The organism is Ligilactobacillus animalis, assembly GCF_009933595.1.
GTDB lineage: Bacteria > Bacillota > Bacilli > Lactobacillales > Lactobacillaceae > Ligilactobacillus > Ligilactobacillus animalis.
The window spans coordinates 1,168,521-1,187,542 of the sequence record NZ_CP047141.1 but is presented as its reverse complement, the minus strand read 5'-3'; the positions used below and the strand labels follow the sequence as shown (position 1 = coordinate 1,187,542).

At 41.8% G+C, this 19,022-nt stretch carries 13 protein-coding genes; all 13 read left to right on the top strand.

Annotated features, from left to right (window positions below):
• Positions 1 to 22 precede the first annotated feature (22 nt).
• Positions 23 to 1,318 (top strand): adenylosuccinate lyase, encoded by a 1,296-nt coding sequence (gene purB / locus GSR62_RS05850; RefSeq protein ID WP_010689236.1) that lies wholly within the window; start codon positions 23 to 25, stop codon positions 1,316 to 1,318.
• Positions 1,319 to 1,652: 334 nt separating this feature from the next.
• Entirely contained in the window at positions 1,653 to 4,901 is a 3,249-nt protein-coding gene (locus GSR62_RS05845) for a VWA domain-containing protein (RefSeq protein ID WP_066024005.1), read from the top strand.
• A gap of 3 nt (positions 4,902 to 4,904) precedes the next feature.
• On the top strand, positions 4,905 to 7,727 hold the full coding sequence (locus GSR62_RS05840) for a SpaH/EbpB family LPXTG-anchored major pilin (protein ID WP_066024004.1): 2,823 nt from the start codon (positions 4,905 to 4,907) through the stop codon (positions 7,725 to 7,727).
• A 69-nt stretch (positions 7,728 to 7,796) separates the two neighbouring features.
• The gene (locus tag GSR62_RS05835; protein WP_010689233.1) at positions 7,797 to 8,939 is read left to right on the top strand and encodes a class C sortase; all 1,143 of its coding nucleotides are present in this window, start codon (positions 7,797 to 7,799) and stop codon (positions 8,937 to 8,939) included.
• 226 nt (positions 8,940 to 9,165) lie between these two features.
• Positions 9,166 to 9,885 carry a phosphoribosylaminoimidazolesuccinocarboxamide synthase gene (purC, locus tag GSR62_RS05830; RefSeq protein WP_066024003.1) on the top strand — a complete coding sequence of 240 codons (720 nt, stop codon included), beginning with the start codon at positions 9,166 to 9,168 and terminating at the stop codon, positions 9,883 to 9,885.
• Positions 9,885 to 10,133, top strand: coding sequence for a phosphoribosylformylglycinamidine synthase subunit PurS (gene purS / locus GSR62_RS05825; RefSeq protein WP_010689231.1), 249 nt, complete (start codon positions 9,885 to 9,887; stop codon positions 10,131 to 10,133). Before purC ends, purS begins: the two co-directional genes overlap by 1 nt.
• The gene (gene purQ / locus GSR62_RS05820; protein ID WP_010689230.1) at positions 10,133 to 10,816 is read left to right on the top strand and encodes a phosphoribosylformylglycinamidine synthase subunit PurQ; all 684 of its coding nucleotides are present in this window, start codon (positions 10,133 to 10,135) and stop codon (positions 10,814 to 10,816) included. Before purS ends, purQ begins: the two co-directional genes overlap by 1 nt.
• Positions 10,816 to 13,041 carry a phosphoribosylformylglycinamidine synthase subunit PurL gene (purL, locus tag GSR62_RS05815; RefSeq protein WP_066024002.1) on the top strand — a complete coding sequence of 742 codons (2,226 nt, stop codon included), beginning with the start codon at positions 10,816 to 10,818 and terminating at the stop codon, positions 13,039 to 13,041. The genes purQ and purL overlap by 1 nt, the downstream gene beginning before the upstream one ends.
• Positions 13,017 to 14,471 (top strand): amidophosphoribosyltransferase, encoded by a 1,455-nt coding sequence (gene purF, locus GSR62_RS05810; protein ID WP_035449287.1) that lies wholly within the window; start codon positions 13,017 to 13,019, stop codon positions 14,469 to 14,471. The genes purL and purF overlap by 25 nt, the downstream gene beginning before the upstream one ends.
• Positions 14,468 to 15,508 carry a phosphoribosylformylglycinamidine cyclo-ligase gene (gene purM / locus GSR62_RS05805; protein ID WP_035449285.1) on the top strand — a complete coding sequence of 347 codons (1,041 nt, stop codon included), beginning with the start codon at positions 14,468 to 14,470 and terminating at the stop codon, positions 15,506 to 15,508. Before purF ends, purM begins: the two co-directional genes overlap by 4 nt.
• Before the next feature lie 11 nt (positions 15,509 to 15,519).
• Positions 15,520 to 16,098, top strand: a complete 579-nt coding sequence (gene purN / locus GSR62_RS05800) for a phosphoribosylglycinamide formyltransferase (RefSeq protein ID WP_010689226.1) — start codon at positions 15,520 to 15,522, stop codon at positions 16,096 to 16,098.
• 2 nt (positions 16,099 to 16,100) lie between these two features.
• Entirely contained in the window at positions 16,101 to 17,639 is a 1,539-nt protein-coding gene (gene purH, locus GSR62_RS05795) for a bifunctional phosphoribosylaminoimidazolecarboxamide formyltransferase/IMP cyclohydrolase (RefSeq protein WP_066024001.1), read from the top strand.
• A 20-nt stretch (positions 17,640 to 17,659) separates the two neighbouring features.
• Positions 17,660 to 18,955 (top strand): phosphoribosylamine--glycine ligase, encoded by a 1,296-nt coding sequence (gene purD, locus GSR62_RS05790; RefSeq protein WP_010689224.1) that lies wholly within the window; start codon positions 17,660 to 17,662, stop codon positions 18,953 to 18,955.
• The last annotated feature ends 67 nt before the right edge of the window (positions 18,956 to 19,022 follow it).

Below are 19,022 nucleotides of genomic sequence, written 5' to 3'. Positions count from 1 at the left end.
AACAATTAAAGGAGAATCATTAATGATTTCACGTTATACACGGCCTGAAATGGCTGCAATTTGGACAGATGAGAAAAAATTTGAATGTTGGTTAGCAGTTGAATTGGCAGCTGATGAAGCCTGGGCTAAATTAGGCCATATTCCAGCTGAAGATGTCGAAAAATTAAAGCAAAATGCTAAATTTGACGTTGACCGCATTCAAGAGATCGAAGCGGTGACTCACCATGATGTGATCGCATTTACACGTAATGTCTCTGAATCATTGGGTGAAGAAAAAAAATGGGTCCACTATGGCTTGACCAGCACAGACGTGGTCGATACAGCTTATGGCTATCAATTAAAACAAGCTAACGATATCATCCGAAAAGATCTCGAAGACTTTACGCAGATCGTAGCTGATAAAGCACGGGAACATAAAAATACCGTGATGATGGGTCGGACTCACGGTGTTCATGCTGAACCAACAACATTTGGTGTGAAATTAGCTCGTTGGTATTCAGAAATGAAGCGCAATATCGAACGTTTTGATCGTGCAGCTAAGGGTGTCGAAGCCGGCAAGATCAGTGGTGCGGTCGGGACATATGCTAATATCGATCCTTTTGTTGAAGAATATGTCTGCGAAAAATTAGGGATCCGTGCCCAAGAAGTGTCGAGCCAAGTCTTACCACGTGATCTGCATGCTGATTACATGGCTTCCTTAGCTTTGATCGCTACAAGTTTGGAAGAATTTGCAACTGAGATCCGTGGATTACAAAAATCAGAGACGCGTGAAGTCGAAGAATACTTTGCTAAGGGGCAAAAGGGTTCATCTGCAATGCCACACAAGCGTAACCCGATCGGCTCAGAAAATATTTGTGGTTTAGCTCGTGTTTGCCGTGGTCATATGGTCACAGCTTATGAAAATGTTGCTTTGTGGCATGAACGTGATATCTCGCACTCTTCTGCCGAACGTATCATCTTACCAGATACAACGATCTTGATCGATTACATGTTGAATCGCTTTGGTCGGATCGTGAAGAACTTGACTGTTTTCCCAGAAAACATGAAGCGCAATATGGATAAGACATTTGGCTTGATCTACAGTGGTCGGGTCTTGTTGAAGTTGATTGATACTGGGATGAGTCGTGAAGAAGCTTATGACCTTGTGCAACCATATACAGCTAAAGCTTGGGATGAACAAACACAGTTCCGTCCATTGCTTGAAAGTGATGCAACGATCATGAGCCGCTTATCTAAAGAAGATCTTGATGATGCATTCGATTATCACTGGCACTTGAAACATATTGATGATATTTTTAAACGTGTTGGTTTAGAATAGTGTCTATAATATAAATTTAATATTTAAAAAGCCTTGATCGGTGGAGTTGGTTCCATGTGATCGAGGATTTTTTATGCTTTTATAAAAAAATCATAATATATTTTGATAAAAGTTATGAAGTTTATGAAAAAATTAAGGAGTAAATATATTGCTAACGGTTTCATTATTAGATACGATAAGGATGAAAATAATATATATAATCTTAGGTATATTATTTGATATTGTTATGTAGTTTATGGTGTTTGTAGAGGTTGGGAGGATTGATACAAAAATTGATTTTAAGCTATATGTATAACTTTGGGTTAGTTTTTGGTAAGGAAAGGAGATGAAGAGGATGAAAACTAAATTGGTGAGAAAAGTATGCGCTTTACTTTTGATCATTTGCCTACTTTTCCCATTACTTGGTCAAAGTGTACAGGCTTATGGAGATAATATTGAACCAGTGTACACTATTGACGATACAGGAACTTATCCAACAGCTTCTTGGAAACCAACAGGTCAAGAAAATGTCATCAACCATCAAGGTGGGACCGTCAGTGGTTTTGACAATAATACGAATTGGAGTGGTGATCCAAGTGATACCACTAATTCATACCTTAAACACGGCAATGTGGATGATCCGGATTTTATGATTCGAAAATTCGCACGTGAGACTGCTACTCCAGGTACTTTTGATGTATTTTTGAATGTTCGCGGTAATTCGGTCCGCCAAGAAAAAACGGTTGATGTAGTTTTCGTGGTTGATACCTCGGGTAGTATGGGGGATAGTGAGCGGTTAGACAATGTTAAGGCTGGGATCAATGATTTTATCGATAATGTTGAAAAGGCGAAACTAGGCGATAATATCCGTGCAGGGCTAGTGAGCTATGACGATACGGCTATTGTACAGGAAAATTTAGATACAGTTTCTAACAATGGGACGAGTCTAAAGAGCACAGTTAAAGCTTTGGAAGCTGGAGGTGGGACCTTTATACAAGACGGATTGTATAAAGCCAAGGATATGTTTAGTGGGAGTAAAAGTGATGAAAAGATGATCATTTTGCTAACTGATGGTGCCCCCACATATTCTTACCATGTAGAAAGTGCAATAAGTGAAGGTGGAGAAGTTTATGGAGAAACTTTCGACTACGAGAAATCGGAAGGCATTGGTAGCAGTGAGAATTTTCCATCATCTTTATTCTGGGATATGACGTATACAGTTGATGGTTTTAAAATAGATAGTACTTGGCCAGCTACATTAGGTGAGGCACGAAATATAAAAAATAGTACTGATATTGTTATTAATGTCTTGGGTATAAGTATTGCTGATAAATATAGCGCTAAAATGGAACTGCTGGCTAATAAAGGTCATTATTCGCCACAATCATCATCGAAGGATATCAAAGAGTATTTAGAGAGTCAAGCTGACAATGTTATCAGTAGTTTTGATACCATTAAAAATGGTAGTATAGTGATCCCATTAGGGGAACAATACGAATTTGCTAGTGAACAAGTTGGTATTACTTCTGTAGGGGAAAATGAACTTTCTCGGCTAGAAGCACCTTGCCAATATCAATATGAAGATCATATTGATATTGGCAAGATCAATCTTGGTAAGGGAGATGAAGTTCAGTTTCACTACCAAGTTCGCTTAAAGACGGGGACGGCTGATTTTGTGCCAAATAAGTGGTATCCGATGAGTGGAGAAACGGTGTTGACAGCTGAGAAGATCCCAGGCGAAAAATTTGGGATCCCATCTGGAAAAGCTTCGGGAACGACGATCGATGTCACTAAAGAGTGGAAGACTTTTAGTCAAACAGAATTGCCAGAAAACATCGGTTTCAAAGTCATTCGTAAAGTTGCTGGAGACGATGAGTGGCAAACAGCTGGTGGTGTATTGACTGCCGGTGACAAGTGGCAAAAGACTTTTGATAAATTGACATTAGCTGACGGTCAAGAAGTAGCCTTAGCTAAATATAATAAGCTTGGGGTCGACTACAACTATCAAGTCAGCGAAGAAACTGCCGTAGAGGGCTTTAACACGAAGATCGAACATCTTGGTGAAAATAAATGGCGCATCATCAATACTGAGTTAGGTCTACAGGTCGAAAAACGTGCTAGTCCAAGTGATGCTAAGTTAGATGGCGCCGAGTTCAAGTTAGTCAAATACAGTGACGAATTTGTAACTGAAGATCCAAGTTTCAACGAGAAACTAGTTGCTAATAGCAAGGATATCATGAGTGGCCTTAAAAATGGGCACTACGCTTTGATCGAGACCAAAGCGCCAACTGGGTATCAAGCCGAGCCAAATGCGCTCAAGTTCAGCATCAAAAATGGAAAATTCTTCGATGAAGCAAATAACGAGATCACTGCAACCAATTTGGAAGCGGGGCAAGATGGTTTTTATTTGAATTTTTCAAATGATAGCGCTTATATCTTGACAGGTGTTAAATATAATATACTTAAACCATTTACGTTGAATTTGACCAAAACAGATACTAAGGGCAAACAGCTCTCTGGGGCTGAATTTGAGTTAGTGAATGCTAAGGGTGAGCAGATCAAATTCGAATACGCTAATGACGCTAAAACTAAGCTCAAGTTCAGTGGTTTAACTCCAGGCGAGTACACGTTGACAGAGACAAAAGCTCCAGTAGATCACAAACTTTTGACTGCACCACTTAAATTCACCATCACAGAAGCTGGTAATGTCGAGTTTGAGAACGAGCCTAAAGATTTCAAAGTCGAATTAACTACAGGTGATGATCAAAATACACTTGATTTTAGGGTCGAAAATACACCACTGAAAACGGGGAGCGTAAGCGTTGCAAAATATACTACGAATGGTCAGCCTCTAGCCGATGCTAAATTCAAGTTGATCCGTTACACCGATGCGTGGCAGACCCAAGATGGATCTTTTGAAAAGACGATCACTGCTGATAGCGAAAATGTTTTAGATGATCTTAAATCCGGGCATTATGGGCTCCAAGAGATCAGCGCTCCAGCCGGGTATCAGCTCGATGAGAGTGTGGTCAAATTCAAATGGGAAGACGAAAAGTGGTTCGATGAAAATGGAAAAGAGATCACAGCCGCTAAGACTGAAAAGTTAGATCAACTTTATCTAGATCAGACTAATGCTGAAAAATTGATCATTTCCCGGGCGAACCGCTTAAAAGATACTGATCTGACCATCAAAAAAGTTAATGCCTTGACCCAAAAGACATTGGCCGGGGCTGAATTTGAACTAACAGATGAAACAGGTCAACGTTATGATATCACTACAACTGAGGATGGAATCTTTACAGTAACTAACTTACGTCCAGGTGCATATGTCTTAAAAGAAGTCAAAGCGCCTGCTGGTTATGTGAAATTAAGTGATGAGATCGAATTTACGATCACTGAAGATGGTGAGTTGAACGGTAAAGGTAATTTAAAACTGACTACGACGGGGCATAACTTGATCGAGTTAAAAGTCAATAACTTCCCAGCTGGGATCTTACCAGAAACAGGTGGACCAGGTCTTTGGCTCTATGTACTCATTGGATCGGTCTTAGCCGGATCTGCTTTTGTCGCTAGACGCTTTATCATCAAGAAGCGGGGGGTGTAGGTCATGAAAAAAGTATTCAAATCGATACTCTTATTGATCGCACTTTGTCTGCCGCTTTTGGGACAAAGAGTCAGCGCTGATGTAACAGAAGAACCCTTACAAGTTGTAGTTCAGCATCAGTTTGAAAATCCTGATGGCAGTGAGCTAGTTTACGGAGCAGATATCGCTTTATCGCTCTATGATATCTCTAAGCAATATCAAGCGCAAGAAACGCCAGCTGATGCGCAGAAATTCATCGAAAGTTTCTCTCAGTTGTCAGCACAACAGTTAAGGCAGTATTTGGCAGATAACGAGATCAAAAAAGTCGAAACTGTGACGACCGATGTTATGGGAAAAGCTCATTTTAAAGTAGCAGGCAATGATAATGCGTATTTGATCGTGCAAGATCATGCGGTCAAGGGCCAAACGATCTTACCGCTAGCATTTTCGTTACCGCTGCAAAATGAAGATGGAACATCTAAAAATATGGTGGAACTTTACACCAAGCCGGTCAAATTGACGAGTTGTGCGTATTTTTATAAATACGGTGTCAATGGTGACAAGCAGATAGCGCTAGCGGATGCGCAATTTGTCTTAGGGCAAGAAGTTGCCGGTGAAAAGCAATATCTTGCAATAGATGAAACAAGTTTTGTAGCTAGTGATGATCCGGCTAATGATACCCGGGTCAAGAAGTTTACTTCCGATGAACAAGGTCTGGTCTTGCACGATTCTGAATTAGCACCGGGACAATACTTCTTTAGTGAAGTCAAAGCACCAAATGGCTACAGCATTTCTGAAGCGGCTAAACGGATCGCAGTGACTGTTGCTGATGACATGCAGATCACAGTGGCGGGCGTTCAATTAGTTGAATTGGTAGCTGGGATGGTCCCAAGTAGTTTTACGACCGCACCTAAGATCTTAAACTATGCCATTTCAGAAGATAAGCCAAATCAAACACCGACCGTACCGACTGATAATGGAAATAACGATAACACTTCCTTTGATAACAGTGGGCCAAAAGGGCCAAGTGTTGGTGGAATGTTAGCCCAATTGGGTGAGAAGAAAGGCCTGGTCTCTTTGATCGGGATCTTACTGGTAAGTTTTGCAGTTGTTGAATTCATACGTCAAAGAAAAAAAGAGGTGGGAAAAATGAAAAATAAACTTAAAGCGCTCTTTATGAGTTTGTTGTTAGTTGCTTCGGTTTTGATCCCAAGTTTGGCTAGTGCAAAGACAGTCAATGCGGATGAAAATATTCCAGAAAATGTCAATATCACAGTACACAAACGCGTCTTTAAGAATGGTAATTTGCCAGGAGATAAGCCAAATACTGGTGATCTGATGCCAGACTTTGGTGGGGAAGCCTTACCTAATGTTGGATTTACAGTCTATGATATTACAGAAGAGTATATCAAAAAACTAGCTGAAACAAAGGATGCTCAAACGGCTACAGATGCGATGGTCAATAAGTATACTGATGCTAAGCCAGCTACTGTAGCGGCTGAACAAAAATTGACCGGTAAAAATGGGGATGTGACTTTTGAAGGTCTAGCTACTAAAGTTGATGACAAATTCAAGACATATATTGTTTTAGAAACTAAATCACCAAGTGCGATCACGACTAAATCTGCTCCGATGGTCTTAACAATGCCAATGTATGCGTACGATGATAAAGGTGAAGTGACCAGCAAGGTCTTAGAAAATATCCATGTCTATCCAAAGAACGCGGAAAATGAGGATAGTTATGAAGGTAAGCTCACTAAAGAATTGTTAGATGACACAGTTCACCACCACACTAATGCATGGGGCGTAAATGCGATCGATGATATGATCTTATCTCCGCGTGTTGGTCGTTTGCTTCAATACAAGGTAACTTACAATGTGCCTGCGACAACGATCTTTGATGCTGACAATGGTTTGACGATCGTCGATGATCCGGGTATTGGTATCGTGTTACCAGAAAAAGTTGCTAAAGACGCCAATGGTAAAGCAGTCGATACGATCGTTGATTCCTTGAACTCAAACGCTCAAGTTGCTAACGTGGTAGCGACCTACAATGGTAAAACAGTCGATGCTGAAGTCAAACATCATGAAGATAAACAACAAGGTGGGAACTCCTATTTTGAAATGAAAATCACGGGTGAACAAAATGCTGATCTAGCTGGGGAAACATTAGAGATCACTTACTATGCTTATTTAGCTAAGACAGAAGCTTCAATGGATAATCCGGTAGATAACAAGGTCACAGTTACAGCCGATACAACTAAAGATGATCAGACTTCAACTGAAGGTGAAACGACACGTGTGACAACACCATTTGCTTTGCGTGCTGCTATAGTCCTTGAAAAAACAGCTGAAAAGCCATTAGCTGTAGGTGGTTACAACTTCCAAAAGATCGATGCTCAATCAGGTAAAGCTTTAGCAGGTGCAAAATTTGTAGTCTTTGATACAGAAACTGATAATCCAAAGCAATCTGGTTATGTGAAATTCAACAAGAGTGCTAATGGTCGAAATGACCTCAAATGGGTGAAAGATAGCAGTGATGCGACCGTTTATACTTCTGATAAAAATGGTAGGATCAAATTGGACTATCTACCATATGGTGATTATAAATTAGTCGAGATCGAAGCGCCAACAGGCTATGCTAAGGGTGAAGCGCTCGACTTTAAGGTTGCTAAGGATACGTATCAAAAGACCGAAAATGCACCAATTGAAGTTAAAAATGCTAAGAAAGGTCTGTTACCTTCAACTGGTGGTTACGGGATCTATATCTTCTTAGTGATCGGTCTTGCTTTAATGGGCGGTGCTTATGTTTGGTTCCGTCGTGTTAGAAAAAATGACAATGTCTAAGTCAAATTAGACTAAAAAGAGGCGGGGAAACTTGACCTCTTTTTTATTACACTTCAGAAAGGATGAGCTATGAAAAAAACAAAGCAAAAAGGTGTTTGGCTCCAAGTTGGTTTGATCATAGTTTTTATCATTGGCGTCATTATCGCGCTCTACCCCTTTTACGTCGGGGCTTTGAATAATTTTATCGATCGTTATCGGGTGGGGCAGATCGCCCGTGAAAATACGCAGCAGAATGCTACACGTTTGGCCAAGTTAGAGGCTAAGAATAAACAAGCAACTGAAAAGGCAAAAAACGATCCCTTTAAAAATACTTCGAATAAGACAAAGGTCGATCTAAAGAAACATTTGATCGGTAAGGTGATCATCCCTAAGATCGCGGTCGATATTCCGCTGTTTGATACGACAAATAGTCAAACGATCCAGTATGGAGCTGCCGTTTTAGATGGGACCGCTTATCCAGTCGGTGGAAAAGGGACACACAGTGTAGTATCCAGCCACCGTGGTCTACCTGAGCGAAAATTATTTACTGATCTCAACAAATTAAAAAAAGGTGATATCTTTATTTTTGAAGTCTACAATAAAAAGCTCGCTTATCAGATCGAAGAGATAAAGACTGTGTTACCAAGCGATACATCGATCTTACAAGCTGAGCCAGGGCGAGATCTAGCCTCACTTTTGACTTGCACCCCGTACATGTTGAATACACATCGTTTGGTGCTAAAGGGTCACCGGATCCCGTATACTGCCAAAATGGACGAACAAAGTAAAGATGCAGTCTGGCGCAATTTTATCAAAAATATGCTGATCTTACTCGCCTGTGCGCTAATATTTGGTTGGCTACTCTATCTTTTAGTTACTACGATCTATGGTGCACTATTGAAGAAGCAAAAATTTGATCTAGAATTTTATTGTGTCGCTGCTGATGGTCGGCCGCTCAGTGGCAAAAAATTTGGCTTATATGACAAGCGAGGCAAAAAACTTTTACAGCGCAATGGGCGACCGTATTTAGTCAAAAGCGATGCCAAAGGTAAAGTTCGTTTCGCCCATTTGCCGGGTGGACTCTATAGTATTTTGTTGGAAGATGCTACGAGAAAGGAACGGATGGTAGTGGGTATCAAGAAACGTAGTGAGCAGCAGGGGAAATTTTATCCTAAGAAGTGGCAACGACCTAAAGTGATACATCTGGATAATGGATATAATTGGATCTTTTGAATGGTAAAATTCGTGTTTTGGTATGTTTGTGTGCCAAAACACGAACTTTATTTTGCTGTTTTATATATTTAAGTTTATATTTTTAAAATTTTAACAATAAATATTCGGTATTTTTGTTGACGTGATAGAAGGAGTTTGTTATCTTATAGATGTAAATTATCGAATTATATTTGTTGTATGTCGTTTTAAAGTTCGTTTTTAAAGTTAAAGGAGCAAAAATATAGCCATGGGCGAAGTAATTTATACAGGAAAAGCAAAACAAATGTGGAGCACAGATGATCCAGAAGTCTTACGGGTCGTTTATATGGATCAGGCAACTGCTTTGAATGGCAAGAAAAAAGATCAGATCAAGGGTAAAGGTCAGATCAATAATGAGATCTCGACATTGGTCTTTGAATATTTAGCTAAACAAGGGATCAAGACCCACTTCATCAAAAAGTTATCCTCGACAGAAGAATTGGTACATAAAGTTGAGATCATTCCACTCGAAGCGGTGACCCGTAATATAGCTACTGGACACTTTGTCACCCGCTTTGGAGTTGAAGATGGTCTGGTGTTTGAGACACCAGTTGAAGAAACATACTACAAAAGTGATGCTTTAGATGATCCTTTCATCAATGAATCACAGACTTTATCCCTTGGTTTAGCAACTAAAGCCGAACTCACCGAGATCTGGGAGCTTTCGCGCAAGACAAATCAATTGCTAACGGCATTATTTGCTAAAGCTGATCTGACTTTAGTGGACTTCAAACTTGAATTTGGTCGTTTGAGTGATGGAACTTTAGTCTTAGCAGATGAATTTTCACCTGATAATTGCCGGCTTTGGGATAAAAAAACTAAAGCTCATATGGATAAAGATGTTTATCGACAAGATCTAGGTGAGTTGACTCCAGTTTATGAAGAAGTTTTGGCCCGCTTACAACAAGCTTTAAAGGAGGAAAAATAATGACTGACGTAAGAATCTATGTGACCTATAAGGAATCTGTCTTTGATCCCCAAGGTGACACGATCAAACAAGCGATCCATGCATTAGGGCATGATGAAGTCAAAGATGTTAAGGTAGGTAAATTTTTTGATGTGACTCTTGATCCAAGTAAAAAAGATATCGAAACTGCCGTCAAAGAAGTCGCGGAAGAATTACTGGTCAATTTCAATCTTGAAACTTATCGCTATGAGATCATGGAGGAAGCCTAATGAAGATCGCAGTCGTTGTTTTTCCAGGATCCAATTGTGATATCGATCTCTACGAAGCTTTGCATATGGTTTTGGATGCAGATGTAGAGTACGTTTCGCATAAATGTGAAGACCTAAGTGCTTTTGATGCCGTGATGCTACCCGGTGGCTTTTCTTATGGAGATTACTTGCGTTGTGGTGCGATCGCGCGTTTTTCCAAGGTCATGCCTGAGATCGTAAAAATGGCCAAAGCAGGTAAACCGGTCTTTGGAACTTGCAATGGTTTCCAGATCTTGACCGAAGCTGGTCTGTTGCCAGGTGCCTTGAAACAAAATGATAGTTTGAAATTTGTTTGCAAGACAGTACCTTTAAGAGTTGAAAACACTAAAACACCATTTACCCACCAATACCGACAAGATGAAGTGATCGAATTGCCGATCGCCCATGCTGATGGCAGTTACTTTGCCGATGAAGCTACTTTAGCGGAACTGGAAACTAATGGACAAGTTGTTTTCCGATATGTTGACGAAAATCCCAATGGTAGTTTGCATGATATTGCGGGGATCTGCAATAAACAAGGCAATGTTTTGGGGATGATGCCACACCCAGAACGAGCGGTAGAAGCTTTATTAGGCAATGAGGATGGCTTACGCGTCTTCAGATCATTATTGGAAAATGGCACAGTTAAAACGGAGGAAAGCTAATGGCTGAAATGACACCAGAAGAGATCAAAACCCAAAAACCATATCTTGAATGGGGTTTGACACAAAAAGAATACGATTATATCTGTGATGAATTGCTCCAGCGTTTACCAAACTATACAGAAACAGGTTTATTTTCGGTCATGTGGAGTGAGCACTGTTCTTATAAGAAGTCTAAGCCAGTTTTACGCTTATTTCCTACCAAAAATGAACGTGTTTTACAAGGACCGGGGGAAGGTGCCGGGATCGTTGATATCGGCGATGGTTTAGCGGTCGTTTTCAAAGCTGAAAGTCACAATCATCCTTCTGCCGTTGAACCCTATGAAGGAGCCGCAACTGGGGTCGGTGGGATCTTGCGCGATATTTTCAGTATGGGTGCACGACCTGTTGCCTCACTTGACTCATTACATTTTGGCGAATTGACGGATGCGCGGACCAAATACTTAGTCAATGGTGTCGTAGCAGGGATCGGCGGTTATGGTAACTGTATGGGGATCCCAACTGTCGGCGGTGAGATGACTTTTGATGAATGTTATCGTGGCAACTGCTTAGTTAATGCGATGAGTGTCGGCTTGATGGAACAAAAAGACATGCAAAAAGGTCGCGCGACTGGTGTTGGTAATGCGGTAATCTATGTTGGTGCTAAGACCGGACGTGATGGGATCCACGGTGCAACTTTTGCGTCAAGTGATTTCAGTGACGAAAAAGAGACACAACGTTCAGCTGTTCAGGTCGGTAATCCATTTATGGAAAAATTACTCATGGAAGCTTGCTTGAAATTGACCCATGACCATAAGGATTGGTTGGTCGGGATCCAAGATATGGGAGCAGCAGGGATCGCTTCATCATCTTGTGAAATGGCCTCAAAGGCGGACAGTGGCTTGGTCTTAGAGTTAGATAAAGTGCCACAACGTGAAAGTGAAATGTCAGCTTATGAGATCATGTTGTCTGAATCGCAAGAACGGATGTTACTTTGTGTGCATAAAAGATATGAAGAAAAGGTCATCGAATTGTTCAAAGATTTTGACCTTGAAGCTGTTGTGATCGGGCGTGTAACGGATGATGGTCAGTATCTTTTGAAACATCATGGCCAAGTAGTCTGTGATATCCCAGTCAAAACTTTGACGGATGATGTTTTAGAAGAACCGAGCCAAGAAAGAGTACCACAACGTTTGCTCGAAGCTAAGGAAATGCCACAATGGGTCCCAACAGTCACCGATCCTAAACAAACTTTACTCGCATTGTTGCAACAACCAACGATCGCTTCAAAAGAAATGTTTACGCAGACTTATGATTCACAAGTGCGCACGAGCACAGTCTTAGGGCCGGGAAGCGATGCCGGTGTGATCAGAGTTCGCAAAACAAACAAAGCCTTAGCGATGACGACCGATGGCAATGGACGTTTTATCTATTTAGACCCAAAGATCGGTGGACAGATGGCAGTCGCTGAAGCCTGTGCTAATGTTATCTCTAGTGGTGCTTTACCGCTAGCAATGACAGATTGCTTGAATTATGGTGATCCTAATGACCCTGAGATCTATTATGAACTACACCATTCGGTCGCGGGGATGGCCCAAGCCTGTGAAGCCTTTGATACACCAGTTATTTCAGGAAATGTATCCTTATATAACGAAACCAATGGTGAAGCGATCTACGGAACTCCAATGGTCGGGATGGTCGGTTTGATCGAGGATGTAAAACGCATCATCCCTTCGACTGTAAAAAATGCGGGTGACGCTTTGTATTTAGTTGGTGCCAAGACAAAAGCCGATTTTTCAGGTAGCGAGATCCAAAAGATGCAAACTGGTAAGATCTTTGGCGCGCTAAATGAATTAGATCTACCTAATTTGAATAAGGTAATGAAACAACTTTTAACAGCCATGCAAAATGGTTTGGTCACGAGCAGTCACGATGCTAGTGAAGGTGGTTTGGGTGTTTGTTTAGCCGAAACATTATTCAATAGTGATCTGGGGGCTAAAGTAACGTTAAACTTGAGTAGTTCAGATTTCTTTAGTGAAACGCCTGGTCGTTTTATCGTCAGTGTTCCGCAAGCTAAGCGCACTGAATTTGAAAAAACTTTAGGGACAGCGCAGATCTTCTTAGGTGAAGTAGATGGCGGATCCAAGTTAGCCGTGACCTTAACTGATGCAAAATTTGAAGTTGAAGTAAGCGAAGCACAAAAATTATGGGAGGAAGCGATACCGTGCCTCATGAAATCAAAGGATTAAACGAAGAATGTGGTGTCTTTGGTGTTTTTGATACTAAAAAGGCCAATCAGCTGACATATTTTGGTTTACACAGTCTACAACACCGCGGTCAAGAAGGTGCAGGGATCGTCTCAAGTGATGGCACCAAGCTCAAACAATTCAGAAATAAAGGTTTATTGGCGGAAGTCTTTGCTAATGAAGCTGATCTGGATAGTTTAGATGGGAATGCTGCGATCGGTCATGTTCGCTATGCCACTAGTGGTAACGATTCGATCAACAATCTCCAGCCTTTTTTATTCAACTTTTATGATGATGAAGTTGCCTTGGCACATAACGGTAATTTGATCAATGCTAAAAGTCTTAGGCGGCAATTGGAAAAAGCGGGTTCGGTTTTTCACTCTAATTCTGATACCGAGATCTTGATCCATTTGATCAGGCAAAAGCGCGATCTGGATTTTATCGATGCCTTAAAAGCCAGTTTAAATGAAGTCAAGGGTGGCTTTGCATTTCTATTGTTGCAAAAGGATCGCTTGATCGCAGCGTTAGATCCTAATGGCTTTCGTCCGTTATGCATCGGACAACTTAAAAATAAAGCCTATGTCGTTGCAAGCGAGACCTGTGCTTTGGATATGATCGGCGCTAAATTTGTCCGGGATGTCGAACCCGGTGAACTGATCATCATTGATAAAGATGGTCTGCACATCGATAACTATACTGACGACACTAAATTGGCAGTTTGTTCGATGGAATACATTTATTTTGCGCGGCCCGATTCGATCATTCATGGGGTCAATGTGCATACTGCGCGTAAACGGATGGGGCGTCTGTTAGCCAAAGAACAGCCAGTTGATGCTGATATCGTGATCGGTGTTCCCAATTCATCTTTATCAGCTGCTTCGGGTTTTGCGGAAGAAGCTGGCTTACCATATGAAATGGGGTTGATCAAGAGTCAATATGTAGCTAGGACTTTTATTCAGCCGACCCAAGAATTGCGTGAACGTGGTGTCAAATTAAAACTTTCGGCTGTGCGTGGGGTCGTTGAGGGTAAAAAAGTTGCGATCATTGATGATTCGATCGTTCGTGGTACAACTTCTAAGCAGATCGTGAAACTTTTAAAAGAGGCGGGCGCTAAAGAAGTACATATGCGGATCGCTTCACCCCCATTGCGCTTTCCATGTTTTTATGGGATCGATATTTCAACTAGGGCAGAATTGATCGCAGCTGATCACAGTGTGCAAGAAATCTGTGAGTTGATCGGGGCTGATTCACTGGGCTTTTTGAGCACGGAAAGTCTGATCAAGGCGATCGATATCCCGAGTGGTAGAAAAGTCGAAAATGGCGGGCTAACAGTTGCTTATTTCGATGGCAAATATCCGACCCCGCTGTATGATTATGAAGCTGATTATTTAGCCTCACTCAAGCAACAAGAAGAAAGGAATTTTTTGCGATGAGTCGTTATCAAGAAGCTGGTGTTGACGTTAATGCTGGGTATGAAATGGTCAAAAAGATCAAACAAGATGTTGCTTCGACCGCACGTTTAGGGATGCTAGGTAGTCTAGGAAGTTTTGGCGGGATGTTTGATCTAAGTGTCTTAGATCTAAAAAGCCCGGTCTTAGTTTCAGGAACTGATGGTGTAGGGACGAAATTGATGATCGCCCAGGCATTAGATAAGCATGATACGATCGGGATCGATTGTGTCGCGATGTGCGTCAACGATATTTTAGCTCAAGGGGCTGAACCGTTATATTTTTTAGATTATATCGCAACTGGAAAAAACGATCCGGCTAAAATGGCGCAGATCGTTTCTGGTGTGGCAGAAGGCTGTCGTCAAGCTGGAGCGGCTTTAGTCGGTGGCGAAACGGCTGAAATGCCTGATATGTACGCCCCAACTGAATATGATCTAGCTGGTTTTGCTGTCGGAGCGGTCGAAAAGAGTAAGCTTTTGGATGAAAGCCAGCCTAAAGCGGGCATGAAATTGATCGGTCTACCTTCAAGCGGGCTACACTCGAATGGATTTTCATTAGTCAGACAGATCTTATTCAAAGATCATCAGGTAGACTTGGCCGACCGCCCAGCAGCACTTTCAGGTAAAAGTGTTGGTGAAGTATTGTTAGAACCCACGCGGATCTATGTTAAAGCTGTTTTGCCATTGATCAAACAAGGCTTGATAAGTGGTGTTAGTCATATCACAGGCGGTGGCTTGATCGAAAATTTACCACGTATGTTTGGCGACGAGCTACAGGCACGCTTAGATTATACCTCATGGGACAAACCGGCGATCTTTGGGTATTTGAGAGATCTAGGTGAGTTAGAGCAAGCTGATTGTTTAGAGACTTTCAACTTAGGGATCGGGTTAGTTTTAGCCGTTGCACCGCAAAATGTTCCAGCGGTCAAAGACTTATTACAGCAGGCAGCTGAGCCATTTTACGAGATCGGTGAACTGGTAAAACGGCCTGAAAATGCAGCTAAGATCGAGATCGATTTTTAAGGGGTGATTTGATGCGCACAGCAATTTTTGCATCGGGCAGTGGTTCAAATTTTGAAGTTTTAGCCCAAAAATTCCAAGCCGGCGAATTCAAGGCTGAGCTGGTGCTATTATTTAGTGACCATCCAGACGCTTTTGTGATCAAACGGGCCCAGAAATTAAAGGTCCCCTATGAGACTTTTACGGTCAAAGAATGCGGGGGCAAAGTTTTGTATGAAAAACGTATTATGGAGATCTTGGAGAAGTATCAGATCGATTTTATCATCTTGGCGGGCTATATGCGTGTTTTAGGTGAAGAGATCGTTTTAGCTTATGATAAGCGGATCGTTAATCTACACCCAGCGTATTTACCTGAATATCAAGGTCTACATGCGATCGAACGGGCTTTTAGCGATCATCAGACGCAAGGTAAAAGTCAGACCGGCGTGACGATCCATTATGTCGATACTGGCTTAGATACGGGCCCAGCGATCTTACAAAAGCATGTCCCGATCTATCCAGATGACACGTTAGAAACGCTCGAACAGCGGATCCATGCGTGTGAACATGAATTGTATCCTCAAGCACTAAAGCAGATATTTAAAGGAGAGTAAGCGTGAAAAGAGCATTGATCAGTCTTTCAGATAAAAGTGGTATCGTTGAATTTGCCAAAGGATTAGTCGCAAATGATTTTGAGATCATTTCGACAGGTGGTACTCAAAAAATGTTAGAAGAAGCTGGGATCAAGACCCTGGCAGTAGAAGAGGTGACTAATTTTCCTGAGATCTTGGATGGTCGGGTCAAGACCTTGAACCCATATATCCACGGGGGACTTTTGGGAAGACGTGATTTACCCGAGCATGTTGCAACCATGGAAAAGTTAGCGATCAGACCGATCGACCTAGTATGTGTCAACTTATATCCCTTCAAAGAAACGATCACCGATCCTAGCAAGACATTTGCCGATGCGATCGAAAATATCGATATCGGTGGTCCAAGTATGTTGCGTTCGGCCGCTAAAAACTTCAATGATGTGACTGTGGTCGTCGACAAGGCTGATTATGAGAAAGTTTTAGAAGAATTGAACAATGAAGGTAATACGACTTTAGCAACGCGTAAAAAGTTAGCGGCTAAAGTTTTTGCACATACAGCCAGCTATGATGCGATGATCGCCCATTACTTTGCTGAGCAATTACATGAAGTTGCACCAGAGAAGTTGACATTGACCTATGAATTGGAGTCTGAAATGCGCTATGGCGAAAATTCGCACCAACCGGCTTGGTTCTATCGGGATGCTTTACCTAAAAAATATGCGATCACTTCCGCTAAACAATTAAATGGTAAGCAATTATCTTATAACAATATCAAGGATGCCGACGCTGCACTGCGGATCGCCCGCGAATTTGAGGGCCCGACCGTGGTCGCTTTAAAACATATGAATCCATGTGGGATCGGACAAGCAGATAACTTGGAAAAAGCGTGGGATCTAGCTTATGCGGCTGATCCGATCTCGATCTTTGGTGGCATTATCGTATTGAATCGTCCAGTCGATGTCAAAACGGCTGAAAAAATGCATAAGTTATTCTTAGAGATCATTATCGCACCTGGTTTTGAGCCAGCTGCCTTAGAAGTTTTGAAACAAAAGAAGAATTTACGTTTATTAGAGTTAGATTTTAGTGCTAAAGATGAAACTCCAGCCTTTGAAACAGTTTCGGTCATGGGTGGCTTGTTGGTCCAAGAACAAGATATGACTTTAGAAGATCCAGCTGACTGGACTGTTGTTACGAAAAAAGCGCCAACTAAAGCACAAGAAAAAGCGTTATTACTTGCTTTAAAGGCTGTCAAGCACACTAAATCTAATGCGATCGTAGTAGCTAATACTGAACGCACATTAGGGATCGGGGCTGGTCAACCTAATCGGATCGACTCGACCAAGATCGCAGTGGGACATGCTAAAGACTTTATCAATGATGAAACAGTTTTAGCCTCAGATGCCTTTTTCCCAATGGATGACTGTGTTGAATATGCGGCTAAAAATGGGATCAAGGCGATCATTCAACCGGGTGGCTCGATCCGCGATGAAGATTCGATCAAGATGGCTGATAAGTATGGGATCGCAATGTTGACTACAGGTATCAGACACTTTAGACACTAATGGGCGAGGGTGAAACGCAAATGAAAGATGATTTAAAGTTATTAGTCGTTGGTTCTGGTGGACGTGAACATGCGATCGCTAAAAAATTATTAGCTAGTCCACATGTTAGTCAAGTTTATTGTGCTCCAGGTAATCCGGGGATGACAGTGGATGGGATCATACCGGTTGCGATCTCTGAGCTTGATTTTCCGGCACTTAAAGGTTTTTGTTATGAAGAAGAGATCGCCTGGACTTTTGTGGGACCGGAAAATGCGTTAGTCGCTGGGATCGTGGATTCATTTGAAGCAGATGGGCTAAAGATCTTTGGTCCAGCTAAGACAGCAGCTCAGTTGGAAGGGTCAAAAGACTTTGCGATGCGCTTTATGAATAAATATGCTGTTCCAACGGCAAGCTTTGCCACTTTTTCCGACTCAGCTTCAGCTATTGCAGGGCTAGCAGAATTTAGTGAACCGGTCGTGATCAAAGCTGATGGGTTAGCAGCTGGTAAGGGGGTCGTGATCGCCCAAACAAAGGAACAAGCTAAAGAAGAGATCGCTTTGATGTTTAAAAAAGGGCAAAAACGGCTCGTGCTCTCGGAATTTTTATCTGGAGCAGAATATTCACTCTTTGTTGCGGTAGGCCGTAAAGATTATCGGATACTTCCGATGGCGCAAGACCATAAGCGAGCTTTTGATCTTGATAAAGGGTTGAATACTGGTGGAATGGGGGCTTATAGTCCGTTGCCACAATTGCCAGAAGCTGATTATCAGCGGATGTTACGTGAAGTTGTTGCACCAACGATCGCTGGTTTGCGCCAAGAAGAGTTTGATTACTGCGGGATCTTATATATCGGGTTGATCATGACCGAACAAGGCCCGAAAGTCATTGAATACAATGTACGTTTAGGTGATCCCGAGACGCAGGTCGTCTTACCGCGGATCACATCTGATTTTGCAGAATTGATAGACTGTGCGCTTAATGGCAACGCATTACCAGCGATCGAAGTAACAGCTAAAGCTTGCTTAGGCGTAGTCGTAGCAGCTTCTGGTTATCCGGGTGAGTATCTCAAAGGACAAGTTTTGCCCGAATTAAAAACAACAGATGAGATCAAGATCGATTATGCTAATGTCAGTGAAAAGGCAGAGCAGTTTATCGGTAATGGTGGTCGTTTATTGTGTGTGTTAGCGCTAGAAGATGATCTTCAGCTAGCACAGGCAAAAGCCTATAGTTATTTAGCGCAACATGAATTTACTGATTGTTACTATCGCCACGATATCGGGACGAAAGCCACAGGAAAATTTTCTGGGATCGATGGCGAACTAAAAGACTTAGCCTAGTGTAAAAGCGGACTGGATCTGGTTCGCTTTTTTACTTGTCTTCTAAGTAGAGAAATGATATTTTTAA